Source organism: Actinomadura xylanilytica (assembly GCF_030283145.1).
Classification (GTDB): Bacteria; Actinomycetota; Actinomycetes; order Streptosporangiales; family Streptosporangiaceae; genus Spirillospora; species Spirillospora xylanilytica.
This window is the reverse complement of the sequence record NZ_JASNWE010000002.1, coordinates 229,614-247,103: the sequence shown is the minus strand read 5'-3', so window position 1 is coordinate 247,103 and position 17,490 is coordinate 229,614. Positions and strand designations below refer to the sequence as shown.

Genomic DNA, 17,490 nt, shown 5'->3' with positions numbered 1-17,490 from the left:
GACCTGGTGCCTTCTATCTCGACGCGATGGAACTCGGCCGTCGCCGGCCGGACGGGGGATCAGGGAAGGGATCGCTCGCCGCCGCGCGTTCCGCGTCGGCGGCGACCGTCACGACCGGCGGCCGCGCCGGATGCGCAGGCGTCCGCACGAGGTGCCGCGGTGCTCGACGCCGACGGTGGTGAACCGCCCGTACGCGATGGCCAGCCAGCAGAAGCCGCCGACCGCGATCACTTCGGCGCGCTGCTTCCGGCGGGCCCATCGGCCGCCGGTGAACAGCACCACCGGGAGGGTCGAATCGGCCGGCAGCCGGCCCCAGGCGATGGCGCACGGGCGTCCGCAGGAGACGCCGCGCCGGGCGCCCCGCAGCATCTCCGGCGCCACCGATGACCGCACGACGACGTCGACCAGTGTCTCTGCCTCGTACATCTCCAGCGCGGGCCGCTCCGTAGCGGCCTGGCCGAGCCGAATCGCCCACGGGGTGCCGGTCAGGCACTGCTCGACGGGCGCCGCGCTGGTGGCCATGGGGTGATCTCCTTCCGTGCCCGCCTCATCGGGCACGGGATCAGCGTCGTCGTTCCGGGAGCGAAGAACAGTAACGCTGCCATCCGACTTCGGGTGGCACTAGGTTCACCATTGGCCATCCCGCCTGCTCCAGGAACGCCGCCTGCCCCTATCGCGGTCGCATCGCCAAGGCCATCCACACTCTGCAACTCCGCGAGACCATGTCACGCTGGAAGAAGCTCAGTGTTGTCGGCCGGATCGCTGGGGGCGCGCTCTGATCGACTGCCGCCTTGCGGTCGGCCATACCGCACGCGCAGATGACCACGAGCAGCGCGGCTGCGCAGCCGTAGAGGCGGAACGAGGGCGCGGCATCGAGTGATCAAGATCGAGTCCGACGGGTCGAGCGACGGTGCATCACTCGGCAAAGAGAGTGCATCAACTGGTGATGCACGTTCGCGGTCTGAAGCGGCCGAGCTTCAACCCGGAGTGTCTCGGACGCTGGTAAGGAACTTGCGCTTCGTCCATGGATGGCCGGACTGGTCATGCCCGAGCCGCCCGCCGACCTGTGGACGTCCGCAGGGCCACGCTGTCGAGTCGAACCGCCTTGGTCAGCAGTGAAAGCCTGCACCCGTACGTGTCCGAGTTGGGCGATCAGGTGGTAGCGGATCAGTCCTCGATATGCCTGGAGCGTCGATGGCGCCCGCCCCCTGCTTGGCCAACTGCATCACTTCGGTCAAGCGGGACCAGCTGGCCCAGCACGACCGGATCGAGGAACTGCGTGCGTACGCGGCGACCGAGTCCATTGGCGGCGCCGCGTAATGTCTCGCAGAGTTGCTGGAGGAACGCGGTGATGTGAAGAAGGCGATCGCGGGGGGACCGGCAGCCAGGTGATACGCCGGTCCGGGATTACCGCGGGGGCGGGTGCATCTCGCAGAGCTATCGATGCGGCACGAGCGGGGCGAGGAGGCGACGGAGGTGTCGCGCTCGCTCACGGACGCGCCGACGGCGCAGAGGACTGGCTCGTCGGCACGCTGTGCACCTGCTAGCCGACCGAGGCCATCCCGAGGACGGTCTGGCCTACCTCGACACCCTCAAAGAGCGCCGCGGCAAAGAGGTATGGGAGTTCTTTCGGATGCGGCTGCCGTTGATGGTCGCGTGCGGCCGTCCTGAAGAGGCGATCGAGCTGTCGATGGCACATCCCGAGGGGGGCACCTGGTACACGGCCTGGGCCATCGCCGAGCTGCTGGCCGACGCCGGCTGAACGGAGGAGGCCGTCGCTCTCCTCGAACGGCAAGAGCCCGTTGACAGCGGCGGTCTGGCCTGGCACCGCATCGACCTCGGCCGCGTCAAGGACGCCGCGGCGATCCTCCGACGGCCTATAGGCCCCGGGTTCGTTGCTGGCCTTGTGCGTCGGCCCGGTTGTCCGGTGGTTGTGGGCACCGTCATCACGTGACACCTTGCGGGCCAAGCGGTCTGCGGTGAGGTTGCGGGGTGGCTGGAGCGCACGAGCGGCATGTGTCGTTAGTAGGCATGCCTTCGGATGGAGTCCGCAGGTGGTTGCTGCGGTCGGGTGCGGATGCCGGTCCTGTGGGTGGGATGGCTGGAGTTGAGGGGGGCTGGGAAGCGTGGGGACGAGGGTCGGTCGGGGGCGCTGGAGGCCCGGATCGAGCCGCCGAGCCAACATGGAGCTAACAGGGGAACAAAGCGGGGCATTGCGGGCAGTGGGCAAAGTGGGACGTTTTCGCGTTTGTCCTGGTCATAGGTGGTGGGTCGCGTGGGACTCGAACCCACAACCTACGGATTAAAAGTCCGGAGCTCTGCCAATTGAGCTAGCGACCCTCGCCGGGTCCTGTTCGGGGTCCTGGGGCCGGTGGATCTCCGGGACCGCGGGTGAGGACGTCGGCGGAGCCCGTCGGGGGCTCGGAACGAGTCTAGAGGGCGGTCCCGGCCCGACGCATCTCGGTAAGCGGCTAGCGGACGGACTGGGGGTAGACCTCTGTCCGTTCCACGGCGGTGGCGGCGGGGACGCCTCTGGCGCGGATCTTCTGGAAGGACCAGCCGGGCGGGTACTTGGCCTGGGGGTCGCTGTCGATGCGCTTGGTGGCGCCGAGGATGCGGCCGGACCTGTCGCGGAGGATCGCGATGGCCCACGGGTTGTCGAGGGTGGTGCGGTGGCCGGAGTCGACGCGGAAGGTGAGGTCGAGGTCCAGGCGGCGTTCCCGGTGGACCTCGGCGCGAGGGCCCTTCGGGCCGGAGACCAGGTAGAACTGATCGTCGTCGTACTTGCGGAGCCGGCCCTTGACCTGGCTGGCGGTGACGGGTGCGAGGGGCGGGACCGCGCTGGTCGTCGGCCACCACTCGGGGCGGCTCAGCTCGATCTTCATGGTGCGGGCGCCGGGGCGCTTGACGTAGGCGGTGTCGCCCAGGCCGAAGCGCTTGCCCGGCTCGATGTCGGCGTCGAGCTGCTCGGTGAGCACGGGCTTTCCGGCGCGATCGAGGATCGTGACGGTCACCATGAGCCTGGCGGTCATCCGGTGGCTGGTGTTCTCCAGGATGACGCCCCAGGAGACGAGGTGCTCGCGGGCGGCGTCTTCCAGGGCGGTGAAACCGTGCTCGACGGTCCTGGCGCGGCCGTCGTCACCGGAGTCGTCCTTCGCGGTGGTGATCTGGCGGACGCGGGGCGGGGGCGGGGCCGGGAGGGGCGCGTCCATCTGGCTGGGCCAGGCGAGGACGCCGATCAGCACCGCGCACACCAGGGCCGCCGCGAGGGACGCGCGGTTGCCCAGGGGGCCGGTCAGGAGTCGCCGCTCAGTCAAGATCTACCTCCGCCCTTTGGACGTGACAGCAGCAGCGGGAGTTGGCGGTGTGACCGGAAGCGGTCAGGGGCGATCTTGGCGGGGCGGGCGCTCATCCGACCTGAACGGAGGTGGGTATGAGTGGCGAGTACGCTTACCGGCGCCGGTGGTCATCGGTGGCGGTGGTCTTCCTGGCCGGGACGCTGGTTCTGGTGGCGGGCGGCCTGGTGCCGGGGACGGACCGGAGCCCGGACTCGGTGAAGCTGGTCCGCAGCTACCTGACGGCCGTCAAAGAGCGGAAGGTCGGTGAGGCGCTGCGCATCGCGAAGAAGCGGCCCTCTGGGAAGGAGGCGTCGTTCCTGAAGGCCGCGGCGATGAGCGGCGACTGGGAGATCCTCGGCCTTGAGGAGACGTCCGCTTACGAGGGCGCCGAATCCGTCACAGTGACGGCCGTGCTCGGTTCGGGAAAGGTGCGGGGGCGCACCGAGATCGAGGTGGTTAAGGAGAACGGCGGGCTCCGCATCAAGGAACCGTTCGCCGAGGTCGAGTTCGGGTCGACGGCGCTCTGGTACGTGGAGATCGGCGGCGTGCGGGTCCCGGACGATCGCCTGGACGGGAAGTACCTGCTGTTCCCGGGGGCCTACCGCTACTACCAGGGCCGGCCGGACCTGTTCACGGTCGCGCAGGAGTCCGATCTCCTCCTCCCGGGAGAGATCGCGGCAGCCGACACGTCGGAGATCGAGTTGACCTCGCGCGGCGAGAGGGCGGTGTCGCAGGCGGTGAACGCCTATGTGGACGGGTGTGTCGGGAAGAACGAGGTGGAAGTGCCCGACTGCACGTTCGGCGTCGGGGAGAACATCAGGCGGCCGGGCGGCTACATCCTCGGCATCGAGGACATCACCTGGAAGGTGAAGGAGTATCCGGTCGTGGCCGTCGGGACCACCGGTCTGTCGATCACCGACCGCAGGCGCGGGACGGTCGAGCTGCGCGCCACCGGGGCCAGGGAGGACGGGCCCCGGAAGCGGATCACCGTCTCGTGCGAGATCGTCACCAGCAGGCTGGAGGCGGGGATCCGGCCGGACGGGACGATCTCCGTCGTCCCCCAGGGCTCCAGGAGGGGCCAGGCCTCCCCCTACTCCTGGGAGACGTGCGACGGCTGACCGGTCCTCCGGAGCCGGACCGGCAGGTGCTTCAGGCCGTTCTGGAAGTTGGACGCCAGGCGGTCGGGGGGCCCGGCGAGCTCGATCTCCAGCGGCAGCAGCTCGCGGAACACGGCGCGCATCTGGGTGCGGGCCAGGTGCGCGCCGAGGCAGACGTGCGGCCCGAATCCGAAGCTCACATGGTCGTTCGGGGAGCGGGTGACGTCGAAGCGGTCGGGGTCGGTGAACACGGTCTCGTCGCGGTTGGCCGACGCGTGGTAGACCACGACCTTGTCGCCGGCCCCGATCTCTTGGCCGCCGAGTTCGAGGTCGCGGGTGGCGGTGCGGCGGAAGTCCATCACCGGGGGCCAGAACCGGAGCATCTCCTCGACCGCCGGCGCGAGCAGCGCGGGGTCGGCGCGGAGGCGGGCGAGCTGGCCGGGGTGGTCCAGGAGGCTCAGCAGCCCGCCCGGGATGCCGTTGCGCAGCGTCTCGTTCCCCGCGACGGCGAGGAGGAAGAACATGTTCTCGAACTCGTCGCGGCTGAGGCCGCCCACGAGCATCCGCGACATCACGTCCTCGCCCGGCTCGCGGCTCTTCGCCTCGGCGAGCGCGTGCGCGTAGGCGAACATGTCGAGCAGCGCCGGGTACGAGCGCGGGTTCATCGGCCGTCCGTCCGGATGGCGCAGCGTGGCGGGGCGGCGGGCCGCGGCCTCGCGCGCCATCGGGCTCATCGAGGCGGTGTCGGCGGTGGACAGCCCGGCGTACTCGGCGTCCTGGTAGCCGATGACGCGGGACGCCCAGTCGTACAGCAGCCGCCGGTCGGCGGCCGGCACGCCCATGATGTGCGCGAGCGTCCAGACCGGCAGGTCGGCGGCCACCTCGACGAAGTCGGCCTCGCCGGCGTCCAGGGCGGACGCGACCAGGCCGCGGGCCCGGTCGTCGATGGCCGCCTCCAGCGCGCGGACGGCGCGGGGGGTGAACGCGGCGGCGACGATGCGGCGCAGCCGGGAGTGGCCCGGCGGGTCCTGGTTGAGCATCATCGCCTGGACGAACTCCAGGTCCTCGGGCGTGTCGGGGTCGCGGATCTGCGTCGCGCCGAGGTGGGAGGAGAACAGTTCCGGCGAGCGCAGCACGTGCCGGACGTCGGCGTGCCGGAACACCGCCCAGTAGCCGGTGCCGGCGGGCCACGGCCCGACGGCGGGCTCGGGCACCCACGCCACCGGGGTCTCGGCGCGCAGCCGCCGGAACGTCGCGTACGGCACGCCGGCGGCATAGGTGCCGGGCAGGAAGATCTCCTCAAGCATGGCTCCAGCGTGCATCATGGCGGGGTGACGGTGAAGCCCGCGGACGGCGAGAAGATCCTGCGCGACAACGTCGCGCCCTGGGTGCTGGAGCTCGGCCTGACGGTCGAGGAGGTGGGGGACGGGGGCGCGACCCTGCGGCTGCCGTGGTCGGACCGGCTGGCCCGCGAGGGCGGCGGCCTGTCCGGGCAGGCGCTGATGGCGGCGGCCGACACCGCGACGGTGGTCGCGGTGGCGGCGGCCAAGGGTGGGTACGTGCCGATGACGACGGTGCAGCTCAGCACCTCGTTCCAGCGTCCGGTCGTCGGCGTGGACGTGCTGGTCGCGGTGCGGATCACCAAGCTCGGCCGGACGTTGGCGTTCGCGGACGTCACGATGACCGCCGACGGGCGGTCCGAGCCGGCCGCCCGCGCCACCGCCGTCTACGCGCTCATGGGATGACGATGCCGACCCGAACCGAGACCGTGACCGTCGACGACGGCGGGTTCGCGCTGCACGTCCGGACGCCCGCGTCCGGAACCGGCCCCGGCCTGCTACTGATCCAGGAGATCTTCGGGGTCGGCGAGTACCTGCGGGAGGTCGCCGCCGACCTGGCCGCGCTCGGGTACGTGGTGGCGGCGCCCGACATGTTCTGGCGCATCCGGCCGGGCTGGGCCGTCGAGGCCACCGAGGAGACGGTGCGGCAGTCGATGCGGATCTCGTCGCGCTTCGACGAGGCGAAGGGCGTCGACGACCTGGTGGCGTCCCTCGCGCGCCTGCGCGATCTGCCCGAGGTCTCCGGCGGCACCGGCGCGCTGGGCTTCTGCTTCGGCGGCACGTTGGCCTACCTCCTCGCCGCCCGGACGAGGCTGGACGCGACGGTGTCGTTCTACGGCTCGGGCGTGCCGGGCCGACTGGACCTGCTCGACCGGATCAGAGGCCCGGTCCAGTTCCACTTCGGCGGCTCCGACCCGTTCATCGAGCGCGGGCAGGTCGCCGAGGTCGAGCGCGCGGTGGACGGACGGCCCGGCTTCGAGATCCACGTCCAGGAGGACGGCGGGCACGCCTTCCACAACCGCACGGCCCCGATGTTCTACCAGCCTGGACCGGCCGAGCGGGCCTGGGCGCTGACCGAGACCTACCTCGCCGAGAAGCTGCCCACGTCCGGACGTTAGGGCGCGCCGTCCGGGCCGCTGAGGGCGTAGGTGACGCCGGTGCCGTAGCCGGCGTGGAAGGCGGCCTGGAACGCGGGCTCGCCGAGGGCGCCGCGGCCCGCGACCGCGCGCACGAGCGGCGCAGTTGGGCCAGCTCCGGCCCCTGTCCGACCAGGCTCGTCAGTTCCGCGGGCAGGTTTCCCCACCGCCGTTCACCGATCGTCATGATCGTCACCGTCCGGCTCGACCCCGCCATCCGTCGTGACCGCAGCTTGCCCGATCTCTCCGCGACGCGTCACCAATAGTGAGAAAGTGACTACTCACACGAAGTACATCCCAGGGAAATCCTCGTCATGGAGGCGGTCGGGTGCTCTCACGCCGAGGCCGGCCCCACGCCTGGTCACTGATGGTGGTCACGGTCGAGGCGGCCATCGCGCTGGCCGACGCCGCCTCCGCCGCGGCCTCCCCGGTCGGACTGCTGCTGGTCGGGCCGCTGCTGGCCGCCGTGCGGCTGACCGCACGCGCTACCACCGTGATCGCCACCGTGGCGATCACGCTCGCGGTCGCGCTCCCCGGGCTGCGCGGCACCTGGCCGCTGCTCGACCTCGATCACGCCGCGCAGGTGCTGGGCGTGGCGATCGGCGGGGTGTGGTCGGCGCTGATCGCCCGCTCCCGCTCCCGCGCCGCCGGGTCCCTGGCCCGGATGACCCACATCGCCGAGCTCGCCCAGCGCGCCATCGTCCACCCGCTGCCGTCCCGGCTCGGCGACACCCGCCTGGCGATGCGCAGCCGGTCGGCGTCCGACCACGCGCTGGTCGGGGGCGACCTGCACGACGCCGTCGTCACGTCCGCTGGGGCCCGGCTGGTCCTCGGCGACGTTAAGGGGCACGGGCTTGACGCGGTGCAGCTCGCTGCGGCGGTGCTGTCGGCGTTCCGGCAGACCGCGGCCGCCGAGCCCGACCTGGTCCGCCTCGCGCACGCCATCGACGGCCGCATCAAGCCCGAGCTCGGCCCGGAGGACTTCGTCACCCTGCTGCTGGCCGACTTCGTCCCCGGCGAGGTGCGCCTGGTCAACTGCGGGCACCCTCCGCCCGTGCGGGTGGGACGGGTGCTGGAGCTGATGGAGTCGCCCGAGCCGTCCCCGCCGCTGGGGCTGTCGCCCGACCCGCGGCTGCACCGGGTGCGGCTGCGGCGCAACCAGCGGCTGCTGCTCTACACCGACGGCCTCACCGACGCCCGCGACGCCGACGGCACGTCCTTCCCCCTGTGCCGCGAACAGGTCAGGGCCGCTCTGGCCGCTCCGGACCTGGAGGAGGGGCTCGAGCAGCTCCTCGACCTGCTCTACCAGCATGCCGGCGACCCGACGGGCGACGACCTGACCCTGATCCTGCTGCAACCGGACCTCACCACCCTGCCCGCAGCGGTGCCCGACACCCCGGTGACCAGAAGCAGCCAGCAGGCCCGGCCGCCGGTGCGCTGACGCCGCTGGAGCGGACGCCGCTAAGGCGGACATGGTCACGCGGCGATGCGGCTTAGGGGCCCGAGAGCGGACTGCACCAGGCGGGCAGCGGTTCGCAGTCGCGCGTCCACCGGGACGGGAGGCCGGCGGTGGCGCCGACGATGCCGCCCACGATCGCGCAGGTCGTGTCGATGTCGCCCCCTGCGGCGGCGGTCGTCCAGAAGGCCCTCTCGTAGTCGCCGAGGTTGCGCGCCGCCGCCCACATCGTGAACGGCACCGTGTCATGCGCGGCGACCTGCCGCCCATTGCCAAGCACCGCGGCGGCCGTGGAGGGATCGCCGATCGTCAGTAGACGGCGTGCCTCGGCGATGCCGTCGCGCACCTTCCCCACAGGGACGTGCCCTAGCACCTCATCCAGGAACGGCCCCGGGGCAGGGGACGAAGCTGTGGACGAAGCGGCGGCGATGGCGGCGGCGACGGCCACGGCGACCGTGCCCGCTATCGCCTCCGGATGCGGGTGCGTCACCTCGGCTGACAGCGCGGCCTGCCGGGCGGCGTCGGCAGGGTCGTCCGCGTACCAGGCGCCGAGTGGGGCGACGCGCATCGCGGCACCGTTCCCCCAGGAGCCTTGACCGTCGAACGACTCGCGCGCGAGCGTCCGCCAGTCGCCGCCCTCCCGGACGAGCCGAAGCAGCCGGCCCGTCCCAGGCCCGTAGCCGCGATCGAAGTCGTGCCGCTCGGCGAAGCTCGTCGCCAGGGCCTCCTGGTCGACCGTCCCATAGCGGGTCAGCACGAGGAACACCGAGGCGGCCATCTCGGTGTCATCGGTCCACTGCCACGGCCCTGGCGGCAGTGTCCGGGCGTCGAAGGCGGAGCGGTTGGCGGGGACGAAGAACTGGGAGCCGAGCGCGTCCCCGAGCGCCAGGCCGAGCAGTGAGGCGTGCGCGCGTTCAGCGCGTTCGGAGGAGGTCATCGCCCGCCACTGTCGCACGGAGGCGCGGCAGTTCACGACGGGACGAGATCCCGAGCTTCGGATACGCCTTGTAGAGGTGGTACTCCACCGTCCGGGGGCTGAGGAACAGGTGTGCGGCGATCTCCCGGCTGCTGCTTCCCTCGGAGGCCAGCCGGACCACCTGGCGCTCCTGCGGCGTGAGCCGGTCGAGCATGCTGGACGCGGTCGCCTCGGCGGCGGTGCCGGTCCCGCCCGTCGCGCGCAGCTCCGCACGGGCCCGTTCGGCCCACGGCGCCGCGCGCAACCGCTCGAAGACCTCCACTGCCGAACGCAGCGGGACGCGCGCGTCCGAACGGCGGCGGGCGCGGCGGAGCCACTCGCCGTACAGCAGTTCGGTACGGGCCCGCTCGAACGGACGCATCGCCTGCTCGTGCTGCCGTACAGCCGCCGCGTACGGTTCCTCTTCGTCGCTGAGCAGCGCCTCGCAGCGCAGCACCACAGCGAGCGCCCACGGCTGCCGACCCGCCTGCGCCCACTTCCGGAGCCGCTCCAGTACAGGACGGGCCTCTTCAGGGTGCCCCGCGCGTACGGCTGCCTCTACATGGTCGGCGGACGACAGCATGGCGCTCGCGGTGTACCACTGGGGCCGCTGCCCGGCCTCATCGAACCGGCGCAACGCCTCGTCGTAGCGGCCGTGCCCAAGGTCGAGCAGTCCCCGTGCGCTCGCCGCGTCCCATCGCCATGACGGCCCCTCGGCGCCGCTCACGCGCGCGCCCGTGCTCGTGCCGCCGCTGGCCGCTCCGGCCGCGCATGCTGTGCCCGTCGCGGCCGTCAGCTCCTGAAGCCGGTTCTCGTCGCCCTCGATCGCGGCGATACGCGCCAGGACGGTGCCGAGCTGCCCCTGGCGCCACGCGAAGCCGGTGTCGCACGCCAGCGCGATCGCCTCGGCCGCTGCGGCCTCCGCGTCCTGGTGCAGCCCGACGGCGATCTGCGCCTGAGCCTGCGCCTGTAGGACGTCCGGGAGTGCCGCGACCAGTCCCTGTGCGCGGCAGCGCACGGCCTCGGCGGAGGCCAGCTCCAGTGCCGCCTCGTCGTCGCCTAGGACGAGCCCTACCCGCGCGGCGAGAATCCGGTCGCCGGCCGGCCAGACGCCACTGGACACTTCGCCGCCCGACCATGCACCGCCGGACAGCGCCGACGAGCTGCGCAGTGCCTTGCGCGCCTTGGCGACCTGCCCGGCCAGGAGGGGGAGGCCGTGCGCGTAGTCGCCCACGACCAGGTGGGCCATGCCCTGGACCGTCTCATCGTCCCGTCCGGACGCGCGCAGCAGTTCGGCGGCCCGGAGGACGGCGGGCGCCTCACCGGCCGTCCACGCGTACGCCGCGGCCGTGCGGAGCAGGCCGGGGGCATCGGCGGACGCGGCCCCCGCGGCGTGCTCGACCAGCGTGCGCGCCGCGGCCCGCGGATCGCCCCGCTCGAACTCGACGGCGGCGCGGACCAGGCCGAGCCGCGCGTGCTCGGCCGGATCCGTGGTGAGCTCCGCCGCCCGGACGGCCAGCTCGTCCGCCTCGGCGGGCTGGCCGGCCTGGAGCGTCGCCCTGGCCGCCGCGGCCAGCCGTTCGGTGCGGGCGTGCCGACCCGGGGTCAGCTCGGCGGCCTGGCGGAACAGCGCCGCTGCGACGCCGTGCCCGGTGCGGTCCTGCGCCCGCTCGGCCGCCCGCTGGAGCTCGGCCGCGACGTCCTCGTCCGCGCTCAGCGCGGACGACGCCCGGTGCCGGGCCCGGCAGTCGGGGTCCTCGGCCGCCGCCGCCAGCGCCTCGTGCACCGCGATCCGCCGCGCGGCGACCGCACCCTGGTAGGACGCGGCCCGGATCAGCGGATGGCGGAACGCGGCCGTCGTGCCGGTCACGGCGACCAGCCGGGCCCGCTCGGCCTCCTCCAGATCCGCGAGGCCGACCCCGAACGCGCGCGCGGCGCCGAGCAGGCTCGGCATGTGCCCGCGTCCCTCCGCGGCGAGGATCAGCAGCATCAGCCGGGTGCTCTCGGGCAGCGCGCCGATCCGGCTCTGGAAGCCCGCCACCACTCGGTCGGGGACCGGGAGCGGCGTCGAGCCGTCCGGCGTTCCCGGGCGTCCGGCCCCGAACTCCAGCAGCGCGAGGGGGTTGCCCGCCGCCTCCCGGACGATCCGGTCGCGCATCGGCTGCGGCAGGTCCAGCCCGGCCAGCACCCATCGGGCCTGGCAGTCCTCCAGCCGGTTCAGTTGCGCCTCGGGGAGCCCGGTCGCGGTGAGGGCCGCGTCGCGGGTGGCGAACACCATCACCACGCCCTCCGCGGCGAGCCGCCGGGCGGCGAACAGGAGCGCCTCGGCCGTCGCGGTGTCGAGCCACTGAGCGTCGTCCACCAGGCACAGCACGGCCGCGTCGTCGGCGAGGTCGGCCAGCAGGGTCAGCAGCGCCAGCCCGGTCGTGAACCGGTCCTGCACGACGTCCGCCGCGTCGCCCTCGGCGGGACCGGGCAGCCGGAGCGCCGCGCGCAGAGCGGCGGCCTGCGGAGCGGGGAGCGCGTCGATGCGGTCTCGTACCGGCCACAGCAGCTGGTTCAGCCCGGCGAACGCCATGGACGCCTCCGCCTCGACGCCCGCGAGCCGCAGCACCCGCGTCGCCGCGCCGTCGCCCACCGCCTCGGCCGACTCGGCGAACCAGCCGAGCAGCGCGGACTTGCCGATGCCGGCCTCCCCGCGCAGCAGAAGGACGCTGCTGCGGCGTCGGTCGCGCGCGTCCTTGAGCATGCCGGTGAGGTGAGCCTGTTCCTGTTCACGCCCGTAGAGCACGGTTCAAAACTACGGGGCGAACTACCGAAACTTTACGGATTCGCCCCGTACCCGCCTGCTCGTAGCTTCATGACCAGCGAAAACGTCCATAGGAGGAAGTCATGAAGGAACTGTTCGAGCCGGTACTCGTCGGCAAGCTGGACCTGCCGAGCCGCCTGGTCATGGCCCCGATGACCCGGAGCCGGGCGACCGCGGACGGCCGGGTGGACGAGCTGGTGGCCGAGTACTACGCGCAGCGCGCCGGCGCCGGGCTGATCATCACCGAGGGCACCCAGCCGAGCGTGATCGGCCAGGGCTACGTGTCGACGCCCGGGCTGCACTCCGGTGAGCAGACCGAGGCGTGGCGGAAGGTGACCGACGCGGTGCACGAGCGCGACGGCCGGATCTTCGTGCAGATCATGCATGCGGGACGGATCGGGCATCCCGTGCTCTACCCGGACGGAGCACTGCCCGTGGGGCCGTCGCCGCTCGCGTCCGGTGGGCAGCTCTACACGCCCGAAGGGATGCTCGACCACCCCGTCCCCCGCGAGCTGACCCTGGACGACATCGCGCAGACTGTGGAGGACTTCACGGAGTCCGCGCGCAAGGCGGTCGCGGCCGGTTTCGACGGTGTCGAGGTGCACGGGGCCAACGGCTACCTGATCCAGCAGTTCCTCGCCGACGGCAGCAACCGGCGGACCGACGAGTACGGCGGCACGATCGCGAACCGGATCCGGTTCGCGGTGGAGGTCGCGCGCGCGGTCAGCGAGGCGATCGGACCGGAACGCGTCGGATTCCGCGTGTCGCCGGGCGCCACCATCAACGGCATCAGCGAGAGCGACACCGCCGATCTCTACCCGGCGCTGGTGCGCGAACTCGCTCCGCTCGGGCTCGCGTACCTGCACGTGATGGAACTGGGGGACCGGGACCTGACCCGCGTGCTGAGGGCGCAGTGGCCCGGAACGCTGATCCTCAACCCGCACCCCACGCCCGAGTCGTTCCCGGCCAAGCCGGAGTACGGGGTGGACGCGCTGCGCGAGGGAGTGGCGGACGCCATCGCGTTCGCGGAGCTGTGGCTGGCCAACCCCGACCTTCCCGCGCGCATCAAGGCCGGCGGCCCGTACAACGAGGCCGACCGTGCCGGCTTCTACGGCGGCGACCACCGCGGCTACACCGACTACCCGTTCCTTGAGGACTGAGCATCCGCAGACGCCCCGGAGACGACGAACCCCCGCGACGCGAGGTTGTACAAGGAGACCGCGCGGAACGACGAAGGCCCCGTACCGCTCACCCGGTACGGGGCCTCGCCTTACCTGACGCATGCTCCCGGGAGCGATCCCGGGCCGTGCTCGTGCTGAGCCGGCGCGTCGAACCCGCTCGCTCAGTAGCCGGGGCGGACGGCGCCGGCGAAGTTGCGCTTGTAATAGCGGTTGAGCTTGACCTTCTTGACCCGCTTGCCCGAGCTGGGCGCGTGGATCATGTAGCCCTTCCCGATGTAGACGCCCATGTGGGTCTTGCCGGAGTAGAAGAACAGCAGGTCTCCCTTGACGGCGCCCTTCCAGGACACCCGGTACTTGACCTTCTTGTAGATCTGCTGGGTGGTACGCGGCAGCTTCACGCCCGCCTTGCGCCACGAGCCTCCGGCCAGTCCCGAGCAGTCCCACGAGCCGGGGCCGGTGCCGCCGTAGCGGTAGCGGTCGCCGATCTGCTTGGAGGCGTACTTGATGGCGTAGTTGGCGCGCTTCTTCTGCTTGGTGGCCCGCGCCTTGGAGATGCGGGCCGCCGCGACGGTGCTCGCCACGTTCGCCGTCTGGGGCGCCGCCTGCGGGACGGCGGCCGTCGCGTGGGCCGGGGCCGCCACCAGGAGCGTCGCTCCCAGGGCCGCCGCGGTCACGGTGGCGCCGCCGACGAGCGACGTGCGGGTGATTCCGGCCTTCAGACGGGTTCGGGGGGTGGTATGCAGAACGACTCCTGACCTAGCTTGCGGTGCCTACCGGGCAGCCGTCACCGCGGGCGGGGGCTCCGCCTGGGGGTCGGGATGCGGGCGGCCGGGCCCGCGGTGCCCTCGGGAGGCGAGGTTCGCGGGGGCCGCTCTCCGGTTCCGTGCTTCTTGGCCGCACGGACTCGGCGGTCGACGGCGGGCTCTCGGGCGGCGGGAAGTCGGGGGCGCCGCTGCCGCGCGTCGGTGATCGTGTTCTGTTATCTGAGCCGCGGTCTCGCCGCATGGAACGGCAGGAACGTAGCCAGAGTTCGGCATTGCTGGCAAATCTCGGCGTGATTCCGGTGGTGGACAGGTGTCCGGCCGGGGCTGGTGATCAAGGTTCTGCCTGCACTTATCCAGATCGTTATGGAGCGTTGTGAGGTGAGTCACGTCCGGTCGGGATCGGGGGCGCGCGGTGCGCTTCGGAGGCGTCTCCGAAGCGCACCGCGTTCGGCCATGGCCGCTCCCGCAGGCTACGTTCAGTAGCCGGGGCGGACCGCCCCGTTGAAGTTGCCCTTGTAGTAGCCGTTCAGCTTCACCTTGGTCACCCGCCGGCCGGTTCCCGGCGCGTGGATCATGTATCCGTGTCCGGCGTAGACGCCCATGTGGCTCCGGCCGGAGTAGAAGAACAGCAGGTCTCCCTTGACCGCGCCCTTCCAGCTGACCTTGTGCCTGACCTTGCGATAGATCTGCTGAGTGGTGCGCGGCAGCGTCACGCCCGCCTTGCGCCACGAGCCTCCGGCGAGTCCCGAGCAGTCCCACGAGCTCGGTCCGGTGGCGCCCCAGCGGTACGGGTCGCCGATCTGCCTGCGCGCGTAGTCCACGGCGGTCGCGGCTCTGAACCGCTGCCGGACCGCTCTGGATCGCGCGCGCGAGGCGGCCCTGGCGGCCTGTCCGGTCCGCGCCGCGTGCCGGGCGGTGGACGCCCTGGTCACGGTGTCGGCGGACGCTCCGCCGTTGGGCGCAATGGCTTCGGTGGCCGCCGCGGATACGGCCGCTCGCGCCGGTGCCGGCGCCGGTAGGACTCCCGCGACGGCGGTCGCGCCCACTGCGCAAGCGCCTGCGAGAAGTCTCGGAGTACGTGTCATGAAGGTGAATCGGAAGGCGTTCAGGATTGCTCCTAACCTCGCCGTTCATGCCTGACCGGGCAGCCGAAAGAACAGTGTTGGCAAGAGTTCCGGCTGCGTGGCGGCGGCATCCCGCCCGACGTCGTCAGGACGGGTGCGCTCACCCGGCTCCATGCTTCTGGTCTGCATGGACTCGGCGGGCGGTCGGCGTGCGCGCCGAGGATCGGCGTGCCGCCCAGGACCGGTCGGACGCGGCGCGTGCGCCGCCTGACCGGGTCCGCCCATTGCCGTTTTCTGTTGGCGACTCCGTGGCCGCCGGACGCTGATCGGAAGCTCCGTGGATTGCACGGGGCCCGCGATGAGGTTCGCGTCCGGCGATGCCTTTCGCATCGAAAAGGCAATTACTCAGAGTGATAGCCAGGACACAAGCCGATCATGCGCTTATCCCACTGTGATGCAGATCACAGTGACCTTCCCGTGTCGTACTGTCGTGCCCTTTTCTGCGCTTCGGGAGGTGAATGTCCGGGTTGATTTGGCGCCGCCGTGAACGACGGAAAGGCGTGCTTGGGGCGTGCCGCCCCGGCCGTCCGGCCGCTCACAGTCCTGGCGCGCGAGTCACTTTGGGGGCAGGAGTGGCAGGAGGACCGGAAGGGGGGCTAGATCCGATTTCCGGGCGCGGTGTGCTCTTTGGTGGTGGGTGCGAGGGTCGTCCGGTGCGGAACGGGGGAAACCGTGAGCATCCCGGAGTAGCCGGTACCGGTCATGCGGCTGATCTTGACAGCGGTACCGTCCGCGCCTGTCATCCGAGACAGATTCATGTTCGGTACCCCGGAGGGAGACCCCGTGTTCGGCAGGGCCGGCAGACCACGCTTCGCTCGCGCACCATCCGTCCTCATCCTCTCCGCGACCGTCTGGCTGACGGCCGCGGTCACCGCCCTCGCTTCTCCCGCCCTCGCGTCCCCCGTCCCCTCGTCCCCCGGTCATCCGTCTCCGCTCGCCGCGTCCGCCACGGCGCCCGAGGTCGCCAAGTTCCCGCCGGACTTCCTCTGGGGCGTGTCCTCGTCCGGCTTCCAGTCGGAGGGCTCGTTCCCCGACAGCAACTGGACCCGGTACGTCGACAAGAAGGCGAACGGCGTCAAGGATCCCTACAACAACTCGGTGGACTTCAGGCACCGCTACCCCGGCGACGTCCGCCTCGCGCAGGGACTCGGCGTGAACGTCTTCCGCACGTCCATCGAGTGGGCTCGGGTCGAGCCGCGCCGCGGCGTGCGGAGCGCGGCGGCGCTGGCGTACTACGACGACCTGGTCCGCCGGATCCGGGCCGCCGGGATGCGCCCGATGATCACCCTGGACCACTGGGTGTACCCGGGCTGGGTGGCCGACCAGGGCGCCTGGGACAACGCGCGGACGCAGGACGACTGGCTGCGCAACGCCCAGTTCCTGGTGGACCGGTACAAGGGCCAGGGGGTCCTCTGGATCACCTTCAACGAGATCAGCCAGAACCTTTACCACGAGCTGCTGTCGCGGCCGATGAACCTGATGCAGCTCGCCACCATGCGCACCGCGCTGATCAGGACGCACCGCGCCGCGTACGACCTGATCCACCGGGTGGACCCCGGGGCGCCGGTGTCGACCAACGTGGCGTACGGCTCGGTCTTCAACGCGGTGTTCGACGCGGCGGCCTTCAACGAGGTGACCGACAAGCTCGACTTCGTCGGGATCGACTACTACTACGGCGCCAACCTCCAGAACTTCAGCGCGATCAACGCGATGACCGGCGAGTACTGGAAGATCGACCCGGAGCCGGAGGGGCTCTACTACGTCCTGAAGAACTACCAGCGCCGGTTGCCGAACCTGCCCCTCTACATCGTCGAGAGCGGGACGCCGACCGACGACGGCAAGCCCCGCGCCGACGGCTACACCCGCGCCGACCACATGCGCGACCACCTCTACTGGGTGCAGCGCGCCATCGCCGACGGCGTGAAGGTGATCGGCTACAACCAGTGGAGCCTCACCGACAACTACGAGTGGGGGAGCTACCGGCCGCGCTTCGGCCTGTACACGGTGGACGTGCTCACCGATCCGGAGCTGAAGCGGCGTCCGACCGACGGCGTCCCGGTGTACCGGTCGATCATCGCGAACCGCGGAGTGCCGGGCGGGTACGTGCCCAAGCGCAAGCCGGGCTGGTGCTCGATCGAGGACCCGATCGCGACCTGTTTCGGCACGCCCGCCACCCCGCCCGCCCCCTATCAAAAGGTGGCGCCCTGACCGGATATCGGGTGGACGCTCCCACAACGTTCTATTGGAACGATAATCATTTTCATGCCACTCTGGTCCCTCGACCAACCCG

The 17,490-nt window shown here is 71.5% G+C and carries 14 protein-coding genes and 1 tRNA gene; 7 read left to right on the top strand and 8 right to left on the bottom strand.

Going from position 1 to position 17,490, the window contains the following annotated elements; all coding sequences use genetic code 11:
- Nucleotides 1–108 precede the first annotated feature (108 nt).
- Nucleotides 109–522: a hypothetical protein gene (locus tag QP090_RS12245; RefSeq protein WP_285938877.1), complete on the bottom strand. Its 414-nt coding sequence runs from the start codon at nucleotides 520–522 to the stop codon at nucleotides 109–111.
- Nucleotides 523–1,534: 1,012 nt separating this feature from the next.
- Between QP090_RS12245 and QP090_RS12240 the strand changes: the two genes are divergently transcribed.
- Nucleotides 1,535–1,762 carry a hypothetical protein gene (locus QP090_RS12240; protein WP_285938876.1) on the top strand — a complete coding sequence of 76 codons (228 nt, stop codon included), beginning with the start codon at nucleotides 1,535–1,537 and terminating at the stop codon, nucleotides 1,760–1,762.
- A 502-nt stretch (nucleotides 1,763–2,264) separates the two neighbouring features.
- Here QP090_RS12240 and QP090_RS12235 read toward each other — a convergent pair.
- Together QP090_RS12235 and QP090_RS12230 are read right to left on the bottom strand one after the other, a co-directional pair.
- A tRNA-Lys gene (locus QP090_RS12235) sits at nucleotides 2,265–2,340 on the bottom strand.
- A gap of 131 nt (nucleotides 2,341–2,471) precedes the next feature.
- The gene (locus QP090_RS12230; RefSeq protein WP_285938875.1) at nucleotides 2,472–3,317 is read right to left on the bottom strand and encodes a hypothetical protein; all 846 of its coding nucleotides are present in this window, start codon (nucleotides 3,315–3,317) and stop codon (nucleotides 2,472–2,474) included.
- 116 nt (nucleotides 3,318–3,433) lie between these two features.
- Between QP090_RS12230 and QP090_RS12225 the strand changes: the two genes are divergently transcribed.
- Complete coding sequence (locus QP090_RS12225) at nucleotides 3,434–4,456, top strand: hypothetical protein (protein ID WP_285938874.1); 1,023 nt, start codon at nucleotides 3,434–3,436, stop codon at nucleotides 4,454–4,456.
- On the opposite strand, the gene QP090_RS12220 is transcribed toward QP090_RS12225, so the two are convergent.
- Complete coding sequence (locus QP090_RS12220; protein ID WP_285938873.1) at nucleotides 4,429–5,742, bottom strand: cytochrome P450; 1,314 nt, start codon at nucleotides 5,740–5,742, stop codon at nucleotides 4,429–4,431. The two genes, QP090_RS12225 and QP090_RS12220, sit on opposite strands and share 28 nt — an antisense overlap.
- A gap of 24 nt (nucleotides 5,743–5,766) precedes the next feature.
- Between QP090_RS12220 and QP090_RS12215 the strand changes: the two genes are divergently transcribed.
- From QP090_RS12215 to QP090_RS12205, 3 genes are all read left to right on the top strand, one after another.
- Complete coding sequence (locus QP090_RS12215; RefSeq protein WP_285938872.1) at nucleotides 5,767–6,180, top strand: PaaI family thioesterase; 414 nt, start codon at nucleotides 5,767–5,769, stop codon at nucleotides 6,178–6,180.
- Between the two features lie 2 nt (nucleotides 6,181–6,182).
- On the top strand, nucleotides 6,183–6,893 hold the full coding sequence (locus QP090_RS12210; RefSeq protein WP_285938871.1) for a dienelactone hydrolase family protein: 711 nt from the start codon (nucleotides 6,183–6,185) through the stop codon (nucleotides 6,891–6,893).
- 346 nt (nucleotides 6,894–7,239) lie between these two features.
- Nucleotides 7,240–8,352, top strand: coding sequence for a PP2C family protein-serine/threonine phosphatase (locus QP090_RS12205; protein ID WP_285938870.1), 1,113 nt, complete (start codon nucleotides 7,240–7,242; stop codon nucleotides 8,350–8,352).
- Between the two features lie 52 nt (nucleotides 8,353–8,404).
- On the opposite strand, the gene QP090_RS12200 is transcribed toward QP090_RS12205, so the two are convergent.
- Both QP090_RS12200 and QP090_RS12195 read right to left on the bottom strand, forming a co-directional pair.
- Nucleotides 8,405–9,304, bottom strand: coding sequence for an ADP-ribosylglycohydrolase family protein (locus QP090_RS12200; protein WP_285938869.1), 900 nt, complete (start codon nucleotides 9,302–9,304; stop codon nucleotides 8,405–8,407).
- Complete coding sequence (locus QP090_RS12195; protein ID WP_285938868.1) at nucleotides 9,282–12,113, bottom strand: AAA family ATPase; 2,832 nt, start codon at nucleotides 12,111–12,113, stop codon at nucleotides 9,282–9,284. The genes QP090_RS12200 and QP090_RS12195 overlap by 23 nt, the downstream gene beginning before the upstream one ends.
- Nucleotides 12,114–12,214: 101 nt before the next feature.
- Between QP090_RS12195 and QP090_RS12190 the strand changes: the two genes are divergently transcribed.
- Nucleotides 12,215–13,291 (top strand): alkene reductase, encoded by a 1,077-nt coding sequence (locus QP090_RS12190; RefSeq protein WP_285938867.1) that lies wholly within the window; start codon nucleotides 12,215–12,217, stop codon nucleotides 13,289–13,291.
- Between the two features lie 182 nt (nucleotides 13,292–13,473).
- Here the strand turns inward: QP090_RS12190 and QP090_RS12185 are convergent, their stop codons facing one another.
- Together QP090_RS12185 and QP090_RS12180 are read right to left on the bottom strand one after the other, a co-directional pair.
- Nucleotides 13,474–13,986 carry a C40 family peptidase gene (locus QP090_RS12185; protein WP_285938866.1) on the bottom strand — a complete coding sequence of 171 codons (513 nt, stop codon included), beginning with the start codon at nucleotides 13,984–13,986 and terminating at the stop codon, nucleotides 13,474–13,476.
- 566 nt (nucleotides 13,987–14,552) lie between these two features.
- Nucleotides 14,553–15,008 (bottom strand): C40 family peptidase, encoded by a 456-nt coding sequence (locus QP090_RS12180; RefSeq protein WP_285938865.1) that lies wholly within the window; start codon nucleotides 15,006–15,008, stop codon nucleotides 14,553–14,555.
- 975 nt (nucleotides 15,009–15,983) lie between these two features.
- Between QP090_RS12180 and QP090_RS12175 the strand changes: the two genes are divergently transcribed.
- A complete protein-coding gene (locus QP090_RS12175) occupies nucleotides 15,984–17,408 on the top strand; it encodes a glycoside hydrolase family 1 protein (protein WP_285938864.1) in 1,425 nt (474 codons plus the stop codon).
- Nucleotides 17,409–17,490 lie beyond the last annotated feature (82 nt).